The organism is Streptomyces sp. NBC_00554, assembly GCF_041431135.1.
Lineage (GTDB): Bacteria > Actinomycetota > Actinomycetes > Streptomycetales > Streptomycetaceae > Streptomyces.
In genome coordinates, this window is record NZ_CP107799.1 from 1446854 (window position 1) to 1471072 (window position 24219).

At 71.3% G+C, this 24219-nt stretch carries 19 protein-coding genes; 7 read left to right on the forward strand and 12 right to left on the reverse strand.

Annotated elements, in window-relative coordinates; genetic code table 11:
- Positions 1 to 1488: a sugar ABC transporter ATP-binding protein gene (locus OG266_RS06550; protein WP_371543745.1), complete on the forward strand. Its 1488-nt coding sequence runs from the start codon at positions 1 to 3 to the stop codon at positions 1486 to 1488.
- A gap of 142 nt (positions 1489 to 1630) precedes the next feature.
- On the opposite strand, the gene OG266_RS06555 is transcribed toward OG266_RS06550, so the two are convergent.
- The 7 genes from OG266_RS06555 to OG266_RS06585 form a co-directional block, all read right to left on the reverse strand.
- The gene (locus tag OG266_RS06555) at positions 1631 to 2371 is read right to left on the reverse strand and encodes an IclR family transcriptional regulator (RefSeq protein ID WP_266472942.1); all 741 of its coding nucleotides are present in this window, start codon (positions 2369 to 2371) and stop codon (positions 1631 to 1633) included.
- Positions 2372 to 2434: 63 nt separating this feature from the next.
- On the reverse strand, positions 2435 to 4060 hold the full coding sequence (locus OG266_RS06560; protein WP_371543748.1) for a thiamine pyrophosphate-binding protein: 1626 nt from the start codon (positions 4058 to 4060) through the stop codon (positions 2435 to 2437).
- Positions 4061 to 4167: 107 nt separating this feature from the next.
- A complete protein-coding gene (locus OG266_RS06565) occupies positions 4168 to 6384 on the reverse strand; it encodes a 3-hydroxyacyl-CoA dehydrogenase NAD-binding domain-containing protein (protein WP_371543749.1) in 2217 nt (738 codons plus the stop codon).
- Positions 6385 to 6416: 32 nt separating this feature from the next.
- Entirely contained in the window at positions 6417 to 7631 is a 1215-nt protein-coding gene (locus OG266_RS06570; RefSeq protein WP_266472945.1) for an acetyl-CoA C-acetyltransferase, read from the reverse strand.
- A 21-nt stretch (positions 7632 to 7652) separates the two neighbouring features.
- Positions 7653 to 8795, reverse strand: coding sequence for an acyl-CoA dehydrogenase family protein (locus tag OG266_RS06575; RefSeq protein ID WP_371543751.1), 1143 nt, complete (start codon positions 8793 to 8795; stop codon positions 7653 to 7655).
- On the reverse strand, positions 8792 to 9931 hold the full coding sequence (locus OG266_RS06580; RefSeq protein WP_371543752.1) for a CaiB/BaiF CoA transferase family protein: 1140 nt from the start codon (positions 9929 to 9931) through the stop codon (positions 8792 to 8794). Before OG266_RS06580 ends, OG266_RS06575 begins: the two co-directional genes overlap by 4 nt.
- Before the next feature lie 186 nt (positions 9932 to 10117).
- Positions 10118 to 10498, reverse strand: a complete 381-nt coding sequence (locus tag OG266_RS06585; RefSeq protein WP_371543753.1) for an MmcQ/YjbR family DNA-binding protein — start codon at positions 10496 to 10498, stop codon at positions 10118 to 10120.
- A gap of 130 nt (positions 10499 to 10628) precedes the next feature.
- On the opposite strand from OG266_RS06585, the gene OG266_RS06590 reads away from it, so the two are divergent.
- Positions 10629 to 11846: a trans-acting enoyl reductase family protein gene (locus OG266_RS06590; RefSeq protein WP_371543755.1), complete on the forward strand. Its 1218-nt coding sequence runs from the start codon at positions 10629 to 10631 to the stop codon at positions 11844 to 11846.
- A gap of 36 nt (positions 11847 to 11882) precedes the next feature.
- Here the strand turns inward: OG266_RS06590 and mmpA are convergent, their stop codons facing one another.
- From mmpA to OG266_RS06605, 3 genes are all read right to left on the reverse strand, one after another.
- Positions 11883 to 12029 carry a morphogenic membrane protein MmpA gene (gene mmpA / locus OG266_RS06595; RefSeq protein WP_266475083.1) on the reverse strand — a complete coding sequence of 49 codons (147 nt, stop codon included), beginning with the start codon at positions 12027 to 12029 and terminating at the stop codon, positions 11883 to 11885.
- Positions 12030 to 12091: 62 nt separating this feature from the next.
- On the reverse strand, positions 12092 to 12811 hold the full coding sequence (locus OG266_RS06600; RefSeq protein ID WP_266472950.1) for an endonuclease V: 720 nt from the start codon (positions 12809 to 12811) through the stop codon (positions 12092 to 12094).
- A 72-nt stretch (positions 12812 to 12883) separates the two neighbouring features.
- Complete coding sequence (locus tag OG266_RS06605) at positions 12884 to 13948, reverse strand: oxidoreductase (protein WP_266472951.1); 1065 nt, start codon at positions 13946 to 13948, stop codon at positions 12884 to 12886.
- A gap of 295 nt (positions 13949 to 14243) precedes the next feature.
- Between OG266_RS06605 and OG266_RS06610 the strand changes: the two genes are divergently transcribed.
- Positions 14244 to 14660 (forward strand): SsgA family sporulation/cell division regulator, encoded by a 417-nt coding sequence (locus OG266_RS06610; protein ID WP_371543756.1) that lies wholly within the window; start codon positions 14244 to 14246, stop codon positions 14658 to 14660.
- 142 nt (positions 14661 to 14802) lie between these two features.
- Here the strand turns inward: OG266_RS06610 and OG266_RS06615 are convergent, their stop codons facing one another.
- Complete coding sequence (locus OG266_RS06615) at positions 14803 to 15480, reverse strand: GPP34 family phosphoprotein (RefSeq protein ID WP_371543758.1); 678 nt, start codon at positions 15478 to 15480, stop codon at positions 14803 to 14805.
- Between the two features lie 353 nt (positions 15481 to 15833).
- On the opposite strand from OG266_RS06615, the gene OG266_RS06620 reads away from it, so the two are divergent.
- From OG266_RS06620 to OG266_RS06630, 3 genes are all read left to right on the forward strand, one after another.
- Entirely contained in the window at positions 15834 to 17468 is a 1635-nt protein-coding gene (locus tag OG266_RS06620) for an ABC-F family ATP-binding cassette domain-containing protein (RefSeq protein ID WP_329544334.1), read from the forward strand.
- 151 nt (positions 17469 to 17619) lie between these two features.
- The gene (gene ddaH / locus OG266_RS06625) at positions 17620 to 18396 is read left to right on the forward strand and encodes a dimethylargininase (RefSeq protein ID WP_266472955.1); all 777 of its coding nucleotides are present in this window, start codon (positions 17620 to 17622) and stop codon (positions 18394 to 18396) included.
- Between the two features lie 224 nt (positions 18397 to 18620).
- Complete coding sequence (locus OG266_RS06630; protein ID WP_266472956.1) at positions 18621 to 19598, forward strand: acyl-ACP desaturase; 978 nt, start codon at positions 18621 to 18623, stop codon at positions 19596 to 19598.
- A gap of 31 nt (positions 19599 to 19629) precedes the next feature.
- Here OG266_RS06630 and OG266_RS06635 read toward each other — a convergent pair whose 3' ends face one another.
- Entirely contained in the window at positions 19630 to 23229 is a 3600-nt protein-coding gene (locus OG266_RS06635; RefSeq protein WP_371543760.1) for a hypothetical protein, read from the reverse strand.
- Between the two features lie 83 nt (positions 23230 to 23312).
- Between OG266_RS06635 and OG266_RS06640 the strand changes: the two genes are divergently transcribed.
- On the forward strand, positions 23313 to 24218 hold the full coding sequence (locus OG266_RS06640) for a hypothetical protein (RefSeq protein ID WP_371543761.1): 906 nt from the start codon (positions 23313 to 23315) through the stop codon (positions 24216 to 24218).
- Position 24219: the final 1 nt, after the last annotated feature.

The following is a 24219-nucleotide window of genomic DNA, read 5'->3' on the forward strand; positions in this document are numbered from 1 at the left end:
ATGAGTGAGGGCGACGACATGCTCGTGGCGCGGGACCTCGTCAAGTCCTACGGCGGGGTCAAGGCGCTGGACGGAGCGGGCATCAGGCTGCGCGGCGGCGAAGTGCACGCGCTCGTCGGCGAGAACGGCGCCGGTAAGTCGACGCTGGTGCGAATCCTGTCGGGCACGGTGGCGGCGGACGCCGGGACCGTTGACCTCGCGGAGGAGGCGCGGGCGGGTGGAATCGCCGTCGTCTCCCAGGAGTTGAGCCTCTTCCCCGACCTCACCGTCCGCGAGAACCTCTACCCCTACCGGCCGCCCCGCCGCTTCGGCCTGCTCGACCGGCGTGCCATGGACCGCGCCGCCGGTCCGGTCCTCGCCGAGCTCGGACTCGACGTCGACCCCGGTGCGGGTCTCGGCGAACTCACCCTGGCCGACCAGCAGTTGACGGAGATCGCGCGGGCGCTGCTGCGGCGCCCCAAAGTACTGGTCCTCGACGAGCCGACCTCCGCACTGCCCGCCGCCGCCGTCGACCGCCTCGAACAGGTGCTGCGCACCCTCACCGGGCAGGGCATCGCGGTCCTGTACGTCACCCACTTCCTGGAGGAGGTGATGCGCTTCGCGCAGCGCGTGACCGTGCTGCGGGACGGGCGCGTCGCACTGGCCGGTGCCCGGCGCGAGGAGGTCGACGTGCCGGAGCTGGTGACGGCGATGCTGGGCGGACAGCCGCCTCCGCCCGTACGCCGCACGCGGGTCGTCGCCGACGGGCCGCCGCCGGTGGTGCTGTCCGAGGTGAGTGTGCCGGGGCGGCTCTCCGACGTCACCTTCACCGTGCGCGCCGGGGAGGTGGTCGGTGTGGCCGGGCTCCAAGGGGCGGGCCATCTCGACGCGTTGGAGGTGGTGTGCGGGCGTGCGTCGATCTCGGCGGGGCGTGTCGATGTGGGGGGCAAGGGGCTGCCGCGCTCTCTGCGGGACGCCGTCCGTGCGGGGGTCGCTTTCGTGCCCAGTGACCGTAAGCGGTACGGGCTGATGGCCGAGCGTACGGTCTGGGAGAACGCGACCTCGGTGAGCTGGCTGGCTCTGGGGCGTGGTGGAGTGCTCCCCTCGCAGGGTGAACTGGTCAGGCGTACCGGTGACTTGACGCAGCGGTTGCGGCTGCGTGGCGGTCCCTACGACGTCGTCGGCCGGCTGTCCGGGGGCAATCAGCAGAAGGTCGTCTTCGCCAAGTGGCTTGCCACCGAGCCGCGGGTTGTCGTTCTGGACGATCCGACGCGGGGTGTGGATGTCGGGGTGCGGGCCGAAATGCATCGCATCGTGGGTGAGTTGGCTGCGGGTGGGGCGGCGGTTCTGCTCGCGTCGACGGATTTGGCGGAGCTGACCGAGGTGTGCGATCGGGTGTTGGTGTTCGTGCGGGGGCGGGTGGTGGGTGAGGTGTACGGGGAGCGGCTCACGGAGCATGCGTTGGCTGTGGCGGTGCAGTCGGGGGTTGCGCGGTCGGCTGGGGACTAGGTTTTTCGCCCCCTCCGCCTCTACCCGTCCCTTGCTCCTGGGGGCTGCCGCCCCCAGACCCCCGCTTCGGCCTGAACGGCCTCGTCCTCAAACGCCGGACGGGCTGAAAGATCTCCCCCGGACGGGCTAGAAGATTTCCAGCTCAAGCCGACAACGCGCGCGTCAGCGCCCGTGCCGCCGCGCACACCCGCGCGCTTATCCGGTCCACGTCCAAACGCCGCGTGCCCGCGGTGACGGAGATGGAGGCTATGGGGCGGGGGCCGCGGGCGCGTTCGTAGACCGGGGCGGCTACCGCGGAGATGCCGATCTCCGCTTCCTCCAGGTTGACGCCGTAGCCGCGGACTCGGGTCGCGGCGAGGTCGCGGGCGAGCTGGCCCGGCAGGGTGAGGGTGCGCGGGGTGAGGCGGGGCAGGGAGAGGTGCGGGGGCCTGGGGTCGTGGGCGAGGAAGACCTTGCCGGTGGCGGTGCAGTGGGCCGGCAGGCGGCCGCCGGCGCGCGAGACGATCGGGGTGGCGCGGCGGCCGGTGATCTTTTCCAGGAAGAGGGTGTCGGTCCCGTCGGGGACGGCGAGATGCACGTTCTCGTGCGTCTCCTCATGGAGGTCGCCGAGGTAGGGCAGCGCGATGTCCCTCAACTCCCGTGCGGACGGCGCTGATTGGCCGAGTACGAAGAGGTCGAGCCCGATCCGGTAGTGGCCGTCGTCGGTGCGCTCGACGAGTTCGAGCCGGACCAGCTCGCCGATCAGGCGGTGCGCGGTCGGCTTGGGCAGCCCTGTGCGGAGCGCGAGCTCGGCGAGGCTCAGCGCACCCTCGGAGTCCCCGCAGGCACGTAGCAGCGCCGCTCCGCGAGCGAGCACCGACTTGGGCGCCGTCCCGTCCGTCATGGACCGATGGTGGGGCGCCCAGGGGAAGTTGACAAGGTGCGGGTCAGTGTTGGTCGGCCGCGCTCACCGAAGTGGTACGTCGATCAGCATCGGGCGGGTCAACTCGCCTGCGTCGGAGACGAGTTCGCGCAGCTGGTCCGCGCTCACCGCCCGCACCGCGTCGATCCCGAAGAACCGTGCCGCCTGTGTGAAGTCGAGTGCGCCCAACTCGGTGCCGGGGCAGGGGCCCTGGCCGCCCATGGCCTCGTACGTGTCCTGAAGGGTGCGGTAGGCGCCGTTGTTCAGCACCACGAACAGCACCGGTGCCGCACTGCGCGCCGCGCTCCACAGCCCCTGCAGCCCGAACAGCGCACAGCCGTCGCCGAGTACCGCGACCACCGGCCGCTCCGGCTCGGCGAGCGCACGGCCGACAGCCGCCCCGATCCCCCAGCCGAGACCGCCGCCGACAGTATGCGTATAGCTGCCGGGGCGGTCGAGGCGCACGAGCCGCCGCAGCAACAGGCCCACGGTGATGGCCTCTTCGACGACCACGGCGTCGGGTGGCAGGCCGCGCGCCACGGCGTGGGCGGCGGCCCAGGGCGCGAGCGGCGCCGGGGAGTACACGGCGCGGGCTGCGGCTTCCGTACGGTTGCGCTCGGCCGTGTGCCGTTCACCCGCCCGCAGCACCCGGGCCTTCGCGGTGTGCGCGGGCACTCGCTGGGCCAGCAGCTCGGCCAGCCGGTCGAGCGAGGGCGCGAGGGCGCCGACGAGCCCGGTGTCGGCGGGGAAGTTGCGGCCGATCTCGTCCGGGTCGGAGTCGAGCTGCACGACCGTGATGCCGGGCGGCAGCGGAGGGCCCGGGCTGTAGTGGTGCGGGGTGAACGCGTGCGCACCGGCGATGAGGACGGTGTCGTACGGCTTGAGGGCCTCGCGGATCGCCTCGTGGCGCGGCGGCAGCATGCCCGCGTACAAGGCGTGTGTGGTGGGGAAGTCCAGATAGTCGGCCATCGGCTGATGGTGGACGGGCGCGCCGCAGGCCTCGGCGGCGCGTACGAGCGCAGGGAGGGCGTTCTCGCGGCCCACGCCGTCCCCGGCGACGATCACCGGGCGGGCCGCGCCGCCGAGCAGGACCGCGGCACGGTCCAGGCCGACGGCCGCTCCGGCGCGGGGTGTCGGGGTGCGGGCCGGAACCTCGACCTCGGTGTCCTCGGTGAGCAGGTCCATGGGTACGGAGAGGAACACCGGCCCCGCGGGCGGCCGTACGGCGAGGGCGAAGGCGCGGCGCACGGCGAGTGGCAGGTCACGGGCGTGCTGGACATCGAAGGTGGCCTTCACGGCGGGTGCGGCGAGGCCGGTCAGATCGCCCGACAGCATGGGGTCCTGCTGGAGGTGGCGCCTGTCCTGCTGTCCCGCCATCACCACCAACGGGGTGCGGGAGCGGCGGGCGTTGAGCAGTCCGATGAGACCGTTGGCGAGCCCCGCCGCGATGTGCAGGCTGACGAACGCGGGCCGGCCGGTGGCGCGGGCGTACCCGTCGGCCATGGAGACGACGGCGCCCTCGTGGATGCCGAGGACGTACTCGGGTGCGTCCTCGGCGTCCATCAGCGCGGCGAGGAAGGGCAGTTCGGTGGTGCCGGGGTTGCCGAAGACGCGGTCCACGCCCTCGCCGCGCAGGATCTCCAGCAGGGCGAGGGCGGGGCGGCGACCCATGGGGAACTCCTCGGCAGGGGGCGGGGACCGGTTCGCGGTCAGCGTCGGGTCCCCGAACCACCGGGAGCAAGGGCGGCATGTCACTCAGCGACACGTCATCGCCGTCGTCAGCGGGCGTCGGTGAACCGCTCCCCCTTCTCCGCCTTCTCCACCAGCAGCGCCGGAGGCGTGAACCGCTCCCCGTAGCGCTCGGCGAGTTCACGCGCGCGTGCCACGAATCCCGGCAGGCCGGTACCGGCCCCACCGCCCGTACCTGCCCCGGCGCCGCCGTCGTACCCGTTGATGTACTGCAGGACGCCGCCGGTCCAGCCCGGGAAGCCGATTCCGAAGATGGACCCGATGTTGGCGTCCGCGACGGAGGTCAGCACGCCCTCCTCCAGGAGCCGGACGGTGTCCAGTGCCTCGGAGAAGAGCATGCGCTCCTGCATGTCGCGGAAGGGGATCTCGGATCCCGGCTTCGTGAAGTGCTCGCGCAGGCCGGGCCACAGCTTGCCGCGCTTGCCGTCCGCGCCGTACTCGTAGAAGCCCGCGCCGCCGCTGCGGCCCGTGCGGCCGAACTCGTCGACCATGCGGTCGATGACCCCCTCGGCCGGGTGCGTCGTCCAGGTGCCGCCCGCCTCCTCGACGGCCTGCTTCGACTCCTTGCGGATCTTGCGTGGGAGGGTGAGCGTCAGCTCGTCCATGAGGGACAGGACCTTGGCCGGGTAGCCCGCCTGCGCGGCCGCCTGCTCGACGGACGCGGGCTCAATGCCCTCGCCGACCATCGCGACACCCTCGTTGATGAAGTGCCCGATGACGCGCGAGGTGAAGAAGCCGCGCGAGTCGTTGACGACGATCGGCGTCTTGTTGATCTGCCGTACGAGGTCGAAGGCGCGGGCCAGCGCCTCGTCTCCGCTCCGCTCGCCCTTGATGATCTCGACGAGCGGCATCTTGTCGACCGGCGAGAAGAAGTGCAGTCCGATGAAGTCGGTCTGCCGCTCCACGCCCTCGGCGAGCACGGTGATCGGCAGGGTCGAGGTGTTGGAGCAGAGCAGCGCGTCGGGCTCGACGATGTGCTGGATCTCCTGGAACACCTTGTGCTTGAGCGAGGTGTCCTCGAAGACGGCCTCGATCACGGCGTCGCAGCCGGCCAGGCCGTGCGGGTCCGCGGTGGGCGTGATGCGGGCCAGGAGCGCATCGGCCTTCTCCTGGCTGGTACGTCCCCGGGAGACCGCCTTCGCGCAGAGCTTCTCGGAGTAGGCCTTGCCCTTGGCCGCCGCCTCGGCCGACACGTCCTTGAGGACGACGTCGATGCCCGCGCGGGCGCACGAGTACGCGATGCCCGCGCCCATCATCCCGGCACCGAGGACGGCGACCCTGCGGACCTTGCGCGGCTCGATGTCCTTGGGGCGGTTGGCGCCGGAGTTGACCGCCTGGAGGTCGAAGAAGAACGCCTGGATCATGTTCTTCGCGGTCTGCCCGGTGACCAGCTCGGTGAAGTAGCGGGCCTCGATGACCAGCGCGGTCTCGAAGTCGACCTGGGAGCCCTCCACGGCGGCCGCGAGGATGTTGCGCGGCGCCGGGTAGGGGGCGCCGTTCAGCTGCTTCCTGAGGTTGGCCGGGAACGCGGGCAGGTTGGCGGCGAACTTCGGGTTCGCCGGCGTACCGCCCGGGATCCGGTAGCCCGGCTTGTCCCAGGGCTGGCTCGACTCGGGGTTGGCGTCGATGAAGGCGCGCGCCTTGGCGAGCAACTCCTCGGTGGTGGCCGCCACTTCGTGGACGAGGCCGTTCTCCAGGGCCCGCTGCGGGGAGTACTGGGTGCCCTGGAGCAGCACCTTCAGGAGCGCGTCCGCGATGCCCATCAGGCGGACGGTGCGGGTGACGCCGCCGCCCGCGGGGAGCAGGCCGAGGGTGACCTCCGGGAGGCCGATCTTGGAGCCGGGGGCGTCGAGGGCGACGCGGTGGTGGGAGGCGAGGGCGATCTCGTAACCGCCGCCGAGGGCCGCGCCGTTGATGGCGGCGACGACCGGCTTGCCGAGGGTCTCGATGCGGCGCAGGGAGGACTTGATGGCCGTACCGGCGTCGAAGGCCTGCTGGGCGTCCTCCGGTCCGGCCTGGATCATCTCCTTGAGGTCGCCGCCCGCGAAGAAGGTCTTCTTGGCGGAGGTGTAGATGATCCCGCGGATGGAGTCCTTCTCGGCCTCGGCGCGTTCGGCGATCGCCGCGATCGAGGCCTTGAATGCCTGGTTCATGGTGTTGGCGGACTGGTCGGGGTCGTCGAGGACGAGGGTGACGACGCCGGTCTCGTCCTGTTCCCAGCGGATGGTGGTGGGCTCAGTGCTCATCAGGGGTTGCTCCGTTGATCCGTTGGGAGGGTTCAGACGCGTTCGACGATGGTCGCGATGCCCATGCCGCCGCCGACACAGAGCGTGGCGAGGCCGTAGCGCTTGTCCTGGCGCTCCAGTTCGTCGACGAGCGTGCCGAGGATCATCGCGCCGGTGGCGCCGAGCGGGTGGCCGAGCGCGATCGCGCCGCCGTTGACGTTGACCTTGTCCAGGGACAGGCCCATGTCCCGCGCGAAGCGCAGGACGACCGCCGCGAAGGCCTCGTTGATCTCGACGAGGTCGATGTCGTCGATGGTCAGACCGGCCTTGGCGAGCGCCTTGCGGGTCGCGGGCGCGGGCCCGGTGAGCATGATGGTGGGCTCGGAGCCGGAGACGGCCGCGGAGACGATCCGCGCGCGCGGGGTGAGGCCGTGGCGCTCGCCGACCTCCTTCGAGCCGATGGCGACGAGGGACGCGCCGTCCACGATGCCGGAGGAGTTGCCCGCGTGGTGGACGTGGTCGATCGCCTCCACCCAGTGGTACTTCTGCAGCGCCACGGCGTCGAAGCCGCCCAGGTCGCCGATGTCGGCGAACGACGGCTTCAGCCTGGCGAGCGAGTCGGCGGTGGTGCCGGGGCGCAGGTGTTCGTCGTGGTCGAGGACGACGAGCCCGCTGCGGTCCTTCACCGGGACGACGGACTTCGCGAAGCGCCCGTCCTTCCATGCGGCGGCCGCCCGCTCCTGGGACAGCGCCGCGTACTCGTCGACATCGCGGCGTGTGAAGCCCTCGATGGTGGCGATGAGGTCGGCGCCGATGCCCTGCGGTACGAAGTTCGTGGCCAGGTTGGTCATCGGGTCGGCGAACCAGGCGCCGCCGTCCGAGGCCATCGGCACCCGCGACATCGACTCGACGCCGCCCGCGAGCACCAGGTCCTCCCAGCCCGAACGGACCTTCATCGCGGCCAGGTTGACGGCCTCCAGGCCCGAGGCACAGAAGCGGTTCTCCTGGACGCCGGCGACCGTGTCGGGCAGTCCGGCGGCGATCGCGGCGATCCGGGCGATGTCGGAGCCCTGGTCGCCGACCGGGCCCACCACACCGAGCACGATGTCGTCGATCGCCGCGGGGTCGAGACCGGGGAGGCGGCGCTGGACCTCGTGGATGAGCCCGACGACCAGGTCGATGGGCTTGGTGCCGTGCAGGGCGCCGTTCGCCTTGCCGCGGCCGCGCGGGGTGCGGATCGCGTCGTACACGTACGCTTCGGTGCTCACTGGTCAAGCCTTTCAGGAGGGTTAGCCGAGGAGGGAACGGCCGATGATCTCCTTCATGATCTCGGTGGTCCCGCCGTAGATGGTCTGGATGCGGCCGTCGGTGAAGGCCTTGGCAACGCGGTACTCGGTCATGTAGCCGTAGCCGCCGTGCAGTTGGAGACAGCGGTCGGCGACCCGCTTCTGCAGCTCGGTGGCCCACCACTTGGCCATCGAGGCGTGCACGGCGTCGAGTTCCCCGTTCGAGTGATCGACGATGCAGCGGTCGAGGAAGGTCCGGGTGACGGCGCACTCGGTGGCCATCTCGGCTATCTCGAAGCGGATGTGCTGGAGCTTGGACAGCGGCCGTCCGAAGGCCTCGCGCTCCTTGACGTACTCCGTGGTGATCTCCAGCAGGTGTTCGGCGGCGGCGATCCCGCCGACGGCGATGGTCATCCGCTCCTGCGCGAGGTTCGTCATCAGATGGACGAAGGCGCCGTTCAGCTCGCCGAGCAGGTTCTCCTTGGGCACGGTCACGTCGTTGAAGAACAACTCGGCCGTGTCCTGCGCCTTCTGGCCGATCTTGTCGAGATTGCGCCCCCGCTCGAAGCCCGCCATGCCGCGCTCGACGACGAGCAGGGACAGTCCCTTCGCACCGCCCTCGGGAGTCGTCTTCGCCACCACGATCACCAGGTCGGCGAGGATCCCGTTGGAGATGAAGGTCTTGGAGCCGTTGAGCAGCCAGTGGTCGCCCCGGTCCTCCGCATGCGTCGTGATGCCCTGGAGGTCGGATCCGGCGCCGGGTTCGGTCATCGCGATCGCCGTGATCAGTGAGCCGTCGCAGAACCCGGGCAGCCAGCGCCGCTTCTGCTCCGCGGTGGCCAGGCCCGTCAGATACGGCCCGATGATGTCGTTGTGCAGCCCGACCGCGATCCCGGCGGCTCCCGCGCGCGCGAACTCCTCGGCCAGTACGGCGCTGTAGCGGAAGTCGGCGTTGCCGCCGCCCCCGTACTCCTCGGGCACGGCGAACCCGAGCAGCCCCTGCTTCCCGGCCGCCAGCCAGGCGTCGCGCGAGACGATCCCGTCCTTCTCCCACTGTTCGTAGGACGGCAACACCTCCTTGGCGAGGAAGGTGCGCACCGTCTCACGGAACGCGTCGTGCTCGGGCTCGAAGATCTGCCGCTTCATTCGGGACTGCCCTTCAGGAGGTCCGGTACGTCCCAGTCGTGGGCCACGTCCGCGACGTCGGCGCCCGGCTGGGCGGGGCCGCTGCGGACGGAGGTGTGGGTGACGGAGAAGCGGGGTGCGGGGGCGGGCTGGGTGATGCCGCCGTGGTCGGTGAAGGTGCCGCGGGCGGCGAGGTGCGGGTGGGCAGGGGCCTCGCGCAGCGAGAGGACCGGCGCCACACACGCGTCGGAGCCCTCGAAGACGGCTGTCCACTCGTCCCTCGTACGGGTCTTGAAGCGGGCCGCGACCGTCCGGCGCAGTTCGGCCCAGCGGGTCCAGTCCTTGCGGGCGTCCGCGAATTCCGCGAGGCCGAGAAGGTCCACGAACCTGTCGTAGAACTGCGGCTCCAGGGCGCCCACCGCCATGTACTTCCCGTCGGCGGTCTCGTACGTCCCGTAGTACGGACAGCCGCCGTCGAGGAGGTTGGCGGCGCGCCGGTCCTGCCAGCCGCCTGCGGCGAGCATGCCGTGGATCATCGTGGCGAGGTGGGCTGTGCCGTCGACGATGGCTGCGTCGACGACCTGGCCGGTGCCGGTGGCGCGCGCGTGGTGGAGGGCGGCGAGGACGCCGACGACCAGGTAGAGCGAGCCGCCCGCGTAGTCGCCGAGCAGGTTGGCAGGGGCGGGCGGGGGCTCCCCCGGGGTGCCGATCATGCCGAGGGTGCCGGTGAGCGCGATGTACGCGATGTCGTGCCCGGCGCGCTGGGCGAGGGGGCCGTCCTGGCCCCAGCCGGTCATCCGGCCGTAGACCAGCCGGGGGTTGCGGGCGTGGCAGGTCTCGGGGCCCACGCCGAGGCGCTCGGCGACGCCCGGGCGGTAGCCCTCGATCAGGATGTCGGCGCGGTCGACCAGGTCGAGGACGCGTGCGGCGCCGTCGGGCGACTTCAGGTCGACCAGCACCGAGCGCTTGTTGCGGTTGGTGACGTCGTACTCGGGATTGACGGCGAGTCCGGCGCCGCCGGGCCGGTCCACCCGCACGACGTCGGCGCCGAGGTCGGCAAGGAGCATCGCGGCGAACGGGCCGGGCCCGATCCCCGCCAGCTCGACCACGCGCACTCCGGCGAGCGGACCGTGCGCTGCCGTACCTGTCACTCCCATCAAGCCCCCAGCGCTGTGACACTACTGATGTGACATCAGTGATGTTAAGAACGTGTTCCACATCGGGCAAGCCCCTGACGAGCAAGCGCTTAGTTAAATTCCAGTGCGATCGAGACGGCGGCAAGCGCGCGAACGCGCCCGCGAACACCCGGCAGGCAACCGAGCACGGCGCCTCGGCGCCCGGTACTAGCGGGCGTCCAGCTCCGCGACCAGCTTCTTCGGCGCGATCACGCGATAGCTCTCCTCGACCCAGTCGCACAGCAGCTCCGCTGCCGGAGCCCCTTGCTCCTCCAGGGGTATGCGCACCCAGCCGGACTTGCCGAGGCCATAGCCGGCGAGCTCGGCGCCGGGCGAGGTCAGGGCGTGTGCGTGCGCCTCCTCGTCCTTGAGCTTCAGCGTGACGCCCAGCGGATAGCTGCCGTCGTCCATGCCGAGGAAGACGAACACCTTCTTGTTCACCTTGGCGACTGATTCGCTCCAGGGGAACTCCTCGGTGGCGCCGGGCAGCCCGAGGGCGAACTCGCGCACCTTCTCCCACTTCTTCAGCGCGTTCTTCGGCACCGCCACGGCTACCTCCGGCCTGTTCGTCCTGCCTCTTCTTCGGACCTCGTCGTTCGGCTGCTCGTACCTCACGCTAGCCTCAGCCACCGACAACGGCGCTTCGCGCACGGCTGGCCGGATCACGAGCAGGAGTGTCATGAGCAGGCTGAACGGGACGGATCACGCGGATCGCGCGTACGACATCGTGCTCTTCGGAGCCACGGGGTTCGTCGGGGCGCTCACCGCGGAGTACCTCGCCGCACACGCGCCCGAGGGGCTGCGGTGGGCGATCGCCGGGCGCAGCCCGGAGAAGCTGGAGCGGCTGCGGGAGCGGCTGGCCGAAGCCCCCGGTGTCCCCGGCACCGCGACTGCGCCCAGTGTCCCCGGTGTCCTTCACGCGGACGTGTCCGATCCGGAGTCGCTGCGCGAACTCGCCCACCACGCGCGCGTGGTGGCCACGACGGTCGGGCCGTACATCACGTACGGCGAGGAACTGGTGGCCGCCTGCGCGGACGCCGGTACCGACTACGTCGACCTCACCGGTGAGCCCGAGTTCGTCGACCTGATGTACGTCCGGCACGACGCACGCGCGCGGGAGACCGGGGCACGGCTCGTGCACGCCTGCGGTTTCGACTCGGTCCCGCACGACCTGGGCGCCTACTTCACCGTGCGGCAGCTTCCCGAGGGCGTTCCGCTGCGGGTCGACGGGTACGTGCGCACCCACGCCATGTTCTCCGGCGGCACGTTCGCCTCGGCGCTCACCCAATTCTCGCGCGGGCGGCACATTCTGGCCGCGGCGCGGGACCGCAGGCGGCACGAGCCGCGGCTGGTGGGCCGCCGGGCTTCCACGCCGGCGAGCGCACCACGGTTCGCCAAGGAGGTCGGGGCATGGGCGCTGCCGCTGCCCACGATCGACCCCCAGGTGGTGCAGCGGTCCGCACGGGCCCTGGAGCGGTACGGGCCCGACTTCCGTTACCGCCACTACGCGGCCGTCGAACGGCTGCCCATCGCGGTGGGCGGCGTCGCCGCGGCGGGTGCGGTCTTCGCGGCCGCCCAACTGCCGCCCGCACGCCGCTGGTTGTCCGACCGGTTCAAGCCCGGGGACGGACCGAGCGCCGCGCTGCGTGCGAAGAGCTCGTTCTCGGTGCGGTTCGTCGGTGAGGGCGGCGGGCGCCGCGTCTTCACGGAGGTCGCGGGTGGCGACCCCGGCTACGACGAGACCGCCAAGATGCTCGCGGAGGCCGCGCTGTCCCTGGCCTTCGACGAACTGCCGGAGACGGCCGGGCAGGTCACGACGGCGGTGGCGATGGGGGACGCGCTGACGGAGCGGCTGCGCGGGGCGGGGATCACGTTCCGGGTGGCGGCCACCCTCTGAACGGGCTCTGTTGGGCCCACTTGAACGGCTTGGGCTCTACTGGGCCCACCCGGTGACCGTGTAGATCATCCCGCCTATCCAGGCGACTCCGGCGATCACCGCGAGGAACAGCGCGCCCATCACGGCGCGCTCGACGGGCTGGGTGGGGTGGGCTTCGGGCTTCGGGGCGCGGTGCGTCGTCATGGGACACAGCCTGCCGATCATGACCGTGCCCCGACATCCGTACAGATACTCAGATCACGTACTCAGTCAACGGGGCGGCCTCCAGGAGTTGCCTCCTGGAGGGCCCGTCCGCAGAGGGAGTCCGCTCGTCGGGTGGACTCCGGGAGGCGGTACTTCGGGGTGAGCGCGAGCGTGTGCGCACACGCGTTGTCGAGGCTCACCCGGTGGCCGACCGACACGAAAACCGGCTTCACACCGTCCTGGGTGCGCAGGGCGCGTCCCACCTCGTCCTGGCCCGCGTCCTCGCCTGCGACGAGCGGGGACGCGCTGCCGCGCCGGGCGCCCGGCTCCTCGTACGAGAAGGTGAAGGGGTTCTTGGCGACCCCGATGGTGGGCAGCCCGGTGAGCACGCCGAGGTGGCTGGCGAGGCCGAAGCGCCGCGGGTGGGCCAGGCCGTAGCCGTCGCAGACGACGAGACCCGGTGCGCAGGGCAGGGCGTCGAGTGCGGCCAGGACGGTCGGGAGTTCACGGAAGGCGAGGAGTCCGGGAACGTATGGGAAGGAGACCTGGCCGACGGCGGTCGCCTCCGCGACGACATCGAGCGTCGCCGCGTCGAGCACGACGGCCGCGGCCACGACGACGTCCCGTTCGTCGTCGTACGCCACGTCGACACCGGTCACATGGCCGGTGCCGGGCGGCGGTCCCGGTTCACCGAGGACCACCCGCCCCCGCAACTCGTCCTGCACTGCGCGCGCTTGCTCTTCGGTGGCGGGCCAGCCCGCGGGGATCCTTACGGTCGTCATGGTGGGCACGAGCGTACGACCACGAAGCGGGCCGGTCGCGGCCTGTCCATGTCCGAGCGGCCGTGGATCAGGTCAGCGCTCCAGGCGTGCCACCCGGCCCTGTTCGCCGGATGCCCAGCAGCCGAGGTCGGGGGCGCAGTCCACGGTGTCGTACGAGCCGGTGTCCAGCGTGCGCCAGGTGCGGCCGCCGTCGGTCGTCAGGTCGGTGCCGGTGGGGCCGACGGCGAGCGCGGACGTGCGGCTGTGCGGGAGCCAGGTGACGCCGGAGCGGTAGGCGGGCGGCGGCTGTGCCGCGGGCGTCCAGGTGCGGCCGCCGTCGGGGGTGAGCGCCGCCGCCTGCGGGGAGGCCTGGTCGGCGCGGTAGTCGCCGCCGACCGCGAGGCCGTGGGTGCGGTCGCGGAAGGCGAGGGCGAAGACGCCGCGCGCCGGGTCGCCGGCCGGAATGGTCGTGTCGGCGGCCGTCCAGGTCAGGCCCCGGTCGGCGGAGTGCAGCACGCGCGCGCGTGCACCCCCGCCGGTGGCAAGCCACACGTCACGAGGCCCCGAGCTCACCAGGCACTGCCCGCCGGCCGCGAAGCCCGCCTCGCCTGCCTGGGCCGCGGGCATGCCGTCGTCGGGCAGAACCTTCCAGGAGCGGCCGCCGTCGCTCGTGGAAAGGATGCGGAACTTGCCGTCCACCGGGTCGCTCATCGCCAGACCGTGGCGGCTGTCGAAGAAGGTGACGCAGTCGTAGAAGGCTCTGGCGTCGGTGTTGCGGAACGACTCGGTCCAGGTCGCGCCGCCGTCATCGGTCCTGAACACCCGGGAGGCCTCGCCCTCACCGATGGCCAGGACCACGGCGCGCCGCGCGTCGAAGGCCTCGATGTCGCGGAACTGCAGGTCCTGGGCGCCGGGCGGCGAGACGTTCCGCCAGTTCGCGCCGCCGTCGACGGTACGCAGCACGGTGCCGCCGGAACCGGCCACCCAGGCGGTGTTCCGGCTGACGGCCGACAGCCCGCGGAAGCGTACGTCCGCGCCGCTGTCCTTCAGCTCCCAGTGGGGCATCTTCGCCGCCGCCTCCGCCACCGTTTGCGCCTGCGCGGGCGCCGCCGTCAGCACGGCGGCGAGTGCGGTCGCGCACAGTCCCACGGTGGCCATCCGACTCGTACGTCTCGTGCGTCGCGTCTTTCCCAAGCCCCTCATGGCGGGCGAAGCTAGCCCACTCCCCCGGTGACGTCCAGATGGCGTCCTCCGGGAACCCGGAGACCTCTACTGGGTGTCCTCTTGGATGTCCGGACACCACAGGACGGGAACTGGATCACCACAGCAAATGAAAGCGGTGACACAGGTCACTCAGGTTTCATGTGCACGGATCGACTCGTTCTTTCGTCTCTTCAATTGACCGGCCTCATCCGCCCGGAGTTCGTTCAGCTGTCACAAAGGGAGCAAGGCGTTGTCCATCGTCATCGAGCAGCCCGTAGAGGCACGTCTCGTCGCCGCCGCGCCGAGGATGCCGAGCATTCCCGCAACCCTCCACTACGACCGAAGCGATCCCTTCGCCGTCCGTATGACCTTCCCCGCCCCGGCCACCCTGGAAGGCGTGGAGGTCTGCTGGACGTTCGGGCGCGAGCTTCTCGTGTCCGGACTGGAGGGCGCGGTGGGCTTCGGCGACGTACGCGTACGCCCGTACGGCTACGACCGCACCGTTCTGGAGTTCCACGCCCCCGAGGGCACCGCGGTGGTGCATGTGCGCTCGGGTGACGTACGGAGCTTCCTGAGCCGCTCCACGGACCTCGTGCCCATGGGGCTCGAACACCTCCAGGTGGACCTGGACCACGACCTCGCGGAGCTCATGCGCGGCCCCTGCTGAGCGGCTCCCCGACCTTCCTCAGCAACTGCCACTCATCAGCGCGTCGAGCTCGGTGCGGTCGAGCCCTGCCGCCGGCGAGTCGTAGGTTCCCGTGCCCCGCAGCTCCCGCGCGGCACGAGACACCACGACGCGCCCGGCGTCCTCAACCGCCGGCGGCCCCCGTCGCCACCCCCGCGGTCACCGCGACCATCACCGCTGTGCGCACCTCCTGGATGACCTTCTTCAGGGCCGGAGCCGCCGCGCCGCTGCGGTCGGTCAGTTCCTCGATGCGGTCTTTGTAGAGTTTGCGGTCCTTGCCCGGCAGGAGGGTACGGAGTCCGGCCGCGGCGGCGAGGGCCACCAGGGCCGCGTCGCGGTCGGAGACGTCGGCGACGGGCACCGGCCCCACCAGCACCTGCCGTGCCTCCGCGCGCAGTCCGTCAACGGCGGACGCCCGCGCCAGCTCGTACTCCACGGACGGGAACAGCCCGAGCACCCGCTTCTTCTCCGCCCGCAGGTATCCCTCGGCCACCAGCTGCGCGCGTACGGCGTCCAGGGTGACGCGCGCCCGAAGGGTCACCCACGCCTTCCATTTCCGTGGCCGGGACTCCTCGACGAGTTCCAGGAGGCCGTCCAGGACGAGATCCCCCGTGGAGGCGTCGGGATCGACGGGGGTGGCGATGCCCTCCACGTCCGCGAGGAGTCCGCGCTGCGCGAGTTCGGTGAGGGCGCCGGCGCGCACCAGGTGGTGGAGGTCGGTCGCGCCGGTGACCTTGAGCTTCTCGGTGTCCCAGGACAGCAGGTAGAGCCGGGCGGGCAGCGAGAGCGAGTCGTCGGGCACAGGGTCTCCTTCGCGTCGTCTGACGGCCACGCTAATTCCTTTGACAGCGGTGAGGGCCCGCTCCTACCGTGTGTAGCGGTCCTGTTGCCGTCGATTGGAGAAGGACGTTGCTCGTCTGAGGTCTGAGACACCGCGTCACACAGCCGGCTCCTGTCGGCCTCGGTGTGCGCAGCGTGCGACCTCGGCGTACGAGCCGTCCTTCCGGTACAGGGCCTTTTCGCTGCCCTCGGAACGGATCCGTCCTCGGAACCGGATCCGTCCTCGGACTTGATCTGCCTCGTACCTTGGCCGTCCCACCTCGCGGTGTCCCCCACACGTGCCCCTGACCACACCCGGCAAACCGCGAGGCCACTTTGTCTACCTTCCCCACCTCCATCACCTGTACCTCCCTCACCTTCGCCTGGCCGGACGGCACCGCCGTCTTCGACGACCTCCAGATCGCCTTCGGCCCCGGCAGGACCGGACTCGTCGGTGTCAACGGATCGGGGAAATCAACCCTGTTGAAGCTGATCGCCGGGGAACTCACCCCTGCGGACGGCACGGTGCGCGTGGCGGGCGAGGTCGGTTATCTGCCGCAGAACGTCACGCTCGACACGGGCCTGCGTGTCGACGAGGCGCTCGGCATCGCGGCCACCCGAGCCGCGCTGCACGCCATCGAGGCGGGCGACGCGTCCGAGGAGCACTTCGACGCCGTGGGAGACGACTGGGACGTCGAGGAGCGTGCGCTCGCGACACTCGGCGAACTCGGGCTCGGCCACATCGACTTGGACCGCACCATCGGTGAGGTGTCGGGCGGCGAGTCGGTACTGCTGCGGCTGGCCGCGCTCCTGCTGCGCCGTCCCGACGTACTCCTGCTGGACGAACCGACCAACAACCTCGACCTGTACGCGCGTCGACGGCTGTACGCGGCCGTCGAGGCCTGGTCCGGGGTCATGGTCGTGGTCAGCCACGACCGCGAACTCCTCGACCTGGTCGACCAGATCGCCGATCTGCACTCCGGTGAGGTCACCTGGTACGGCGGCAACTTCTCCGCGTACGAGGAGGCGCTCGCCGTCGAGCAGGAGGCGGCCGAGCGCATGGTGCGCGTCGCCGAGTCCGACATGAAGAAGCAGAAGCGTGAACTGGTCGACGCCCAGGTCACTTTGGCCCGGCGCAAACGGTACGGGCAGAAGATGTTCGACCAGAAGCGCGAGCCGAGGGCTGTCATGCGGGTGCGCAAACGCACGGCGCAGGTGTCCGCCGGCAAGTACCGCGGCCTGCACGAGGAGAAGCTCGCCGAGGCCAAGGAGCGCCTCGACGAGGCGGTGGACGCCGTACGGGACGAGGACGAGATCCGCGTCGAGCTGCCGTACACGGCCGTGCCGCCGGGCCGTGACGTCCTCACCCTCCAGGACCTGGAGTTGAGGTACGGCGCGCGTGTGGCCGGTGGTTTCGACCTGCGCGGGCCCGAGCGGATCGCGTTGATCGGGCGCAACGGCGCGGGCAAGACGACGCTGCTGCGCACGATCGCCGGGGAGCTGGACGCCGTGTCCGGAGAGGCGCGGGCCCATGTGCCGCTGCGGTTCCTGCCGCAACGGCTCGATGTCCTCGACGACGAGCTGAGCGTCGTCGAGAACGTGGCCCGCTTCGCGCCCGCCGCCACCAACAACCGGATCCGGGCGCGGCTGGCCCGCTTCCTGTTCAAGGGGGCGAAGGCCGACCAGTGCGCTGCCACGCTCTCCGGCGGCGAGCGCTTCCGCGCGGCGCTCGCTGCGCTGATGCTGGCCGAGCCCGCGCCGCAGCTCCTGATGCTCGACGAGCCGACGAACAACCTCGACATGGCGAGCGTCCGGCAGCTCACCACGGCCCTGGAGTCGTACGAGGGGGCGCTGATCATCGCCAGTCACGACATGCCGTTCCTCGAATCGGTAGGAATCACGCGCCGGCTGCTCATGGAAGGAGGAGAACTGAAAGAAATCGGGCGGGAAGCTGTCGGGTATCCCTCCTAGCGGCGGGCACGGGGAACCGCATAGCTTCGGAGGCAGGGGCCGCCCGGCCTCGCCGGCCAGGACCGCCTCATGTGGTCCTGGGGGCTGTTGTCGGCGCGGATCGGCGCTGCATGATGTGCGCCGACGCCCCCTGCCGATTCGGAGACCGCACGTGCCCAGCCAGAAAGCGCTCATACGCCGGCCCAGCCCCCGCCTCGCCGAGGGGCTGGTGACGCACATCGAGCGCGAGAAGGTGGACGTCGACCTGGCGGTCGAGCAGTGGGAGGCGTACGCGGAGGCCCTGCGTACGCACGGCTGGGAGACCGTCGAGGTGGATCCGGCCGACGACTGCCCGGACTCCGTGTTCGTCGAGGACACCGTGGTCGTCTTCCGCAACGTCGCGCTGATCGCCCGCCCCGGCGCCGAGTCCCGGCGCGGCGAGACCGCCGGGGTCGAGGAGGCCGTGGCCCGTCTGGGCTGCTCGGTGAACTGGATCTGGCCCCCGGGCACCCTGGACGGCGGTGACATCCTGAAGGTCGGCGACACCGTGTACGTGGGCCGGGGCGGTCGCACCAACGCGGCCGGGGTCCAGCAGCTGCGGGCGGCGCTCGAACCGCTCGGGGCCCGGGTCGTCGCCGTACCCGTGAGCAAGGTGCTGCATCTGAAGTCCGCGGTGACGGCGCTGCCGGACGGGACGGTGATCGGCCACATCCCCGAGGTGGACACGCCTTCGCTGTTCCCGCGCTTCCTGCCGGTGCCGGAGGAGTCCGGTGCGCACGTGGTACTGCTCGGCGGCGGAAAGCTGCTGATGGCGTCGAGCGCCCCGAAGACCGCGGAGCTGTTCGCGGACCTCGGCCATGAACCCGTTCTCGTGGACATCAGCGAGTTCGAAAAGCTCGAAGGCTGTGTGACATGCCTCTCGGTCCGGCTTCGGGATCTGTACGTCTGAACGGGTGATCGAGTCGCCCGTTCGGCCCCGTGAACTGCGGGTCCGAAGCCGGTTCGAACGAGTGCCGAAGGGTACTCGATCTCCAACGGAGACCCCTGCTGATCAGGGGGTCTTTACACAGTGCTTAACCTACGGTTTCGTAACCTACGGATACGTAGCCTACGATGCCGTAGGTTTCAAAACCGCTCAGCACCGCTCAACCCTCCCGTCCCCCTGGAGCCCCCGTGACGATCACTTCTCCCCACCTCGGCAGCCCGTCCTCCGACTGGACCGACGCTCGGCTGCTGTATGCGCTGGAGGAAGTGGTCGAGACGGAGCTCAACCGCCACCTCAAGGTGACCAAGGACTGGATGCCGCACGAGTACGTGCCGTGGAGCGACGCCCGTAACTTCCCCGGCTTCTTCGAGGACGGCGAGGCCTGGGGCAAGGAGCAGTCCAAGGTCACCGAGATCGGCCGGATCGCGCTGGTCGTCAACCTCCTCACCGAGGACAACCTGCCGAGCTATCACCACGAGATCGCCTCCCTCTTCGGCCGTGACGGCGCCTGGGGCACCTGGGTGCACCGCTGGACCGCGGAGGAGGGCCGCCACGGCATCGTGATGCGCGACTACCTGCTCGCCTCGCGCGCCGTGGACCCCGACCAGCTCGAAGCGTTCCGCATGATGCACATGAGTGAGGGCTTCGAGTCGGACAACCGCCACTCGATGCTGCACTCCGTCGCATACGTCGCCTTCCAGGAGCTGGCGACCCGTGTCTCGCACCGCAACACCGGTCACCAGTCGGGCGACCCGGTCTGCGACCGCATGCTGGCGCGCATCGCGACCGACGAGAACCTGCACATGGTCTTCTACCGCAACCTCCTGAAGGCCTCGTTCGAGCTGGCCCCCGACCTCACCATGCAGGCCGTGCGTGACGTCGTCGTCAACTTCCGGATGCCCGGACACGGCATGCCCGGCTTCGAGCGTGCCGCCGCGCAGATGGCCATCGGCGAGGTCTACAACATGCGCATCCACCACGACGACGTGCTGCGGCCGGTACTGCGCCACCTGCGGGTCCTGGAGATGGAGGGCTTCGGCCCCGAGGGCCTGCGCGCCCAGGAGGAGCTCGGCCTCTACATGAACGGCCTGGACTCGGAAGCCTCGAAGTTCGACGAGAAGCTCGCGGCCCGCAAGGCCCGCATGGCAGCCCGCGCCGCCGGCTGACACCCCACCCTCCGGACACCCTCCGGAGCCCTCACTCGTACGCCGTCACCTGGTCCAACGCCGCGTCCCGCACGTCGGCCACCGGGTGGCGGCGCAGTGCTCTCAGCTGCTCCCGCCAGGGCGCGGCCCAGCCCGTGCGGGTGCCGATCGCCCCGGTGAGGGCCGCTGCGAGCAGTCCCTCGCCGTGACCGCCGTGCGCGGTCAGCCGCCGGGCCGTGTCGAGCAGCACTTGAGGATCACCTTCGTGCGCCTGTCCCCGTCCCCGCAGCCGCGTCGCGAGTTCCGCGGCCGTCCGGGCCCCGAGCGCCGGGCGGCCTTCGGTGAGCGCGGCCAGGCGGTCCAGGCCGCCCGGTTCCGCGTTCAGGTCCAAGTGGAACACCGTGATCGCGGCGGCCTGGGGCACGAAGGCGTCGTACCCGGCGAGCAGCTCGCCCGCGGCGAGGGCCGCGGGCCGGATGGGCCCCGAGGCAGTCCTCGCGTGCTCGGCGAGGCGGGCGACGAGGTACTCGACGCGTTGGCGAGCGGGGCGGTCACGGCGCTCGCCGGCTTCGGCATCGAGTCCGGCTCCGGCGTAACCGAGTGTTTCTGTGCTGGTGACGGTCCCGGCGTGCTCTTGGGTGGGCGGAGCATCGCGCTCCACGGCATCGGCGGAGTCGATCACATCTGCTGAGGGGATGGTCCCGGCACGGTCCGAGGCTGGACGAACGTCACGCTGTGCGTCACCGCCTGCGGGCTCCGTATCCGACCGCCGCACTCCCCCGCCGGCAACCGCGTAGCGCGCCTCCGCCTCGGCGAGGGTCCGCAGCGCCTGCTGGAGGCCCACGCCACCCCGTGGCGAGCCCGCCGCCGCTGTCACCAGGCCGTTGGCCGCGGCACGCCAGCTCGTGCGTTCCGTCAGGTCGGTGGTGGCGTCGGCGAGGACCGTGGGGGCGTCCGGGGACCAGGGCGCCCAGCTCGCGAGCGCGTCGAAGGCGAGGGTGGCTGTCTGCGGGTCGTCGGTGGAGCAGACGTCGCGGATCAGGCGGGCGTAGCGCTCGCGAGCGGGTTCAGGCAGGTCCAGGGGCGATGTCCGCAGGACGGCGGTGCGGAGTACGGACTCGGCGCCGGCGGCGTCGCGCAGCAGGTCCCAGACCGGTTCCTCGGAGAGCAGCACGCCCGCGACGGCGACGCAGGCGGCACGGACGTCGAGGTGAGCGCCGGGTGCCGCGTACGCCTGTGTCACCAGCTCTGCCGCGCGCGGCAGCGGGAGCCGTACGGCGGCGAGCCGGGCGGCCTCCTTCCGGCTGGTCACCTTGGCGTCCGGCGCCAGCAGCAGGGCGCGCAGCTGCTCGGCCAGCCGCGACGGCGCCGCGTACCGGGACGCCTGCGTGGCCGCGTACACGGCGACACGGGCACGGTCACCACCCGCGTACGCCAGCAGTTCGGGCAGTGCCTCGGCGGGCCGGTCGGTGCGGGCGAGCGCGCCGAGGGCGGCCTCGGCGAGCACCACCTCCGGGGAACCCGTCCAGCGGCGTACGAGATCGGCTCCGCGGCCTGGGATCAACGCGCACCGTGCGATCGCGGACGTCCGCTGGTACAGCGGCGATCCGGCATCCTCCGCCTCTGACGCCAACTGCCGGACCGCCGCCGCCTGTTGACGCGGCACCCAGCGCCGTACGTCCCGCCCGACGGGTGCGCTCCAGGTCGCGCCCTTGGTGAGGAAGCGCCCGTATGGCGGGGCGTCGGCCAGCAGCGGGTCGAGGAGATCGGTGCGGCGCCGGGTGACGACCTCGCGGACGGGCCACAGCGCGGCGGAGGAGGGTTCCAGCGCCAGGATCCGCGCCACCCGCTCGTCCCGGGTCGCGGGAGGCTCCAACCACAGGGCGACCGCCGCGCGTACGGTGGCGTCGTTGCCGTACCGGACGGCCTGCCACAGGAGTTGCTGCAACTCGGGCATGCCCGCGGCGCGCCGTCCCACGGCGCGGGCGAGCGCGAAGGCGAGGCTGTAGTCGACCCTCTCGGCGCCTGCCTCGATCCAGGGGCTCAGCGCCTCGTACACCTGGTGCTCCTGGCCACGGCGCAGCGTCGCGTCGAGCCTGCCGAGGTCGGCGCCTCCGGTGTTGCCGGATATTCGGACCAGTGTGCGCAACGCCCAGTTCACCAGGTCCCGTTGCCCGCCCGCCGCATGCTCACGCAGGACGACGAGGGCCAGCCGGCTGAGGTTCTGCCGGGTGCCGGGCGAGGAGTCGCGGGCCTCGACGGCGTCCGTGGTGATGCGGTCGAGGTGCGGCTCGGCGTCCTCGGTGAACAGCGTGGGCCGGACTCCGCAGAGCGCGTGGAGCGCGGCCGAGCGCACCGGGTCCTGTTCGTTGCGCAGCCGCGCCATCTCCTCCAGTACGGAGGTGATCGCGGCGGGATCGCCGGAGCGCGCGGCATTGGCGATGAGCAACGGCCAGGCCTTGGCGCGGTCTTCGGCGGCCGGGCGCCGGGTGGCCTCGACGAGCCGCTCGCGCACCTCGGTGACGGGCAGGAAGGAATCGGCGAGCAGCAGGGTGTCCCACAGTGCGCCGCGTTCACGGGCGACGGCGGCCATCCGCCGGGCCTCCTCGGCGACACAACTGCGCGGCAGCACTTCGAGCATGACCGCGTCGACGGTGACGGGTCCGGCTCCGTCGAGGGTGGCGGGTCCCGCTCCCCGGCCCTCGTGTGCGTCCCGGTAGAAGGCGTGCCGCTCGGCCGGCGGCAGCGCTTTCACGAGCGGCGCGAGTTCGCCCCACCCGGCCAGGATCTGTCCGTACGCGGCGAGTTCGGGGGCGTCGGAGCGGGCCAGTCGGCGTAGTACGGCGGGGCTCAGGGCCCTGCCGCGCAGCGCGGCGAGTCCGGCCGGGGTGAGCAGCAGCCTCAGCAGTCGGCCCGGTTCGGCCGACGCGAACTCGCCGAAGCGGTCACGGAGTTGGTGCGGCAGGGTTGCGGGTGGCCCGAAACGTTCCAGCAGGTCGAACACCCGGAGCGGCTCCACTGCGACCGTGGCGGCCACGCCCCGCGCGTACCGGTCCCACCAGGTTTCGCGCAGCCCCTCGGGCAGCGTGCTCAACTCCCGTTCAGCGACGTCGAGAAGGGCGCCGGGGTGCCGTTCGGCGAGTGCCTTCCAACCGGTGACGGCGTGGAAGAGTTCGGGCAGCAGCCTGGCGACCGTCTCCGGCGCGCAGCCGGGCAGCAGCCGCGCCGCCTCCGCATCGCCCCATTCCCGCCGCAGCGCGTCCACCAGCCGGTCGGCGAGCGCGGTGCGCGGCCCCGCGACGATGGCGCGCAGCAGCTCTCTGCGGACCACCTCCGGGGCGTCGTCGAGCGCCGACTCGTAGGCGGAGTCCGGCACTTGGAGACTGTCGGCGACGCGCAGCGCATGACCGCGTACGAACGCGTCCGGGTCGGCGATGCGGTCAGCGATCCACCCGGCGTCCCGGCCGACGGACGCCGCGACGACGGCGATCCCGCGCTCGTAGGGGCCGCGGGCTTCGAGTTCTTCCAGCACGGGCCGCAACTGGTCCATCTCCCGTACCCGCAGGGCGAGTTCACGCATACGCTGCGGATGAGCAAGCGGATCGAGGGCGTTCAGCAAACTCTCGGCGCGCTGCTGCGGGGTGCGGGTCATGCCGGGGATTGTGCCTGCTCGGGGCGGTGCGGCGGACCGATTTCCCGGTGCGGGCCCGGGTGCACCTGCGGCATCATTCGGCCATGCATGACAACAGCACGACAGAACGGGCGGTCGAGTTCCTGCTCGGTCTGATCGAGGCCGAAGCAGCCGAGCGGGCACGGCAGCGGATGGGACTGCGACCGCTCCAGAGCAAGCAGCGGACAGGCCTGCAGTCGTTCCTGGGCAGGAAGTCCGAGAAGGACGAGCAGTCCGAGGACTCCTTGGACGCGCGCCGCAAGCTGTACTCCCGGTGGACGCAGACACCCGTGCCGTCCTCCGTGCTGCTGTGGGTTCTGGAGGAGGACGATCCGGAGCTGAACGCCATCGTGTGGCGGCACATGAACGCGGACGACGCGATGCGCCGCGCCATCGCGAGGGGAATCCCGTACGGCGCCGACCGCACGACCCCCGTACCGTTGACGCATCCCCTGAGCCGCAGCCAAGAGCCGCCGGTTCCCGAGCACTTCACCAAGTACGGGCTCATCGGCGCGCTGCGGGCGTCCACGTCCATGGCTCCGGCCAGGAGCGCGGGATCCATGGTCCTGGGAGCCGCCGACTGGCAGGCGGTCACGGAAGCAGATCAGGAGCATCCGCTGCCCGGCTATGCGCGCTGGGTCCTGGCCGTACGCCCCGACTGCCCGCCCGCTCTGCGCACCCAGTTCGGCTCGCACGCGAAGTTCACTCACCGGGTGCGGCAGGCCGGCGTCATCGACAGCGCCGCGCAGTACGCGCTGTCCTGGAACCCCGCCGCCCAGGTGCTGCAAGTGCTGTCCCTTGGCCGGACGATGTTCCCGTCCCGCGTCGGGGAGGCCGAGGACGCGCTACGGCCGCTCGTGCGCGACCACTTGGGCGACCGCGAGGAGGCCTGGGCCGTACTCGCCCAGCTGATCGGGACCTACCACCGGACGATCCCGGAACTGGTGATCACGGCGGGGGCGATTGCCTGAG

Coding starts and splice junctions, on each gene's coding strand:
- OG266_RS06550 (WP_371543745.1), top strand. CDS start 1: ATGAGTGAGGGCGACGACATGCTCGTGGCGCGGGACCTCGTCAAGTCC.
- OG266_RS06555 (WP_266472942.1), bottom strand. CDS start 2,371: ATGACGGACGGGACGGCGCCCAAGTCGGTGCTCGCTCGCGGAGCGGCG.
- OG266_RS06575 (WP_371543751.1), bottom strand. CDS start 8,795: ATGAAGCGGCAGATCTTCGAGCCCGAGCACGACGCGTTCCGTGAGACG.
- mmpA (WP_266475083.1), bottom strand. CDS start 12,029: ATGACGACGCACCGCGCCCCGAAGCCCGAAGCCCACCCCACCCAGCCC.
- OG266_RS06565 (WP_371543749.1), bottom strand. CDS start 6,384: ATGAGCACTGAGCCCACCACCATCCGCTGGGAACAGGACGAGACCGGC.
- OG266_RS06635 (WP_371543760.1), bottom strand. CDS start 23,229: ATGACCCGCACCCCGCAGCAGCGCGCCGAGAGTTTGCTGAACGCCCTC.
- OG266_RS06560 (WP_371543748.1), bottom strand. CDS start 4,060: ATGGGTCGCCGCCCCGCCCTCGCCCTGCTGGAGATCCTGCGCGGCGAG.
- OG266_RS06590 (WP_371543755.1), top strand. CDS start 10,629: ATGAGCAGGCTGAACGGGACGGATCACGCGGATCGCGCGTACGACATC.
- OG266_RS06600 (WP_266472950.1), bottom strand. CDS start 12,811: ATGACGACCGTAAGGATCCCCGCGGGCTGGCCCGCCACCGAAGAGCAA.
- OG266_RS06580 (WP_371543752.1), bottom strand. CDS start 9,931: ATGGGAGTGACAGGTACGGCAGCGCACGGTCCGCTCGCCGGAGTGCGC.
- OG266_RS06640 (WP_371543761.1), top strand. CDS start 23,313: ATGCATGACAACAGCACGACAGAACGGGCGGTCGAGTTCCTGCTCGGT.
- OG266_RS06605 (WP_266472951.1), bottom strand. CDS start 13,948: ATGGCCACCGTGGGACTGTGCGCGACCGCACTCGCCGCCGTGCTGACG.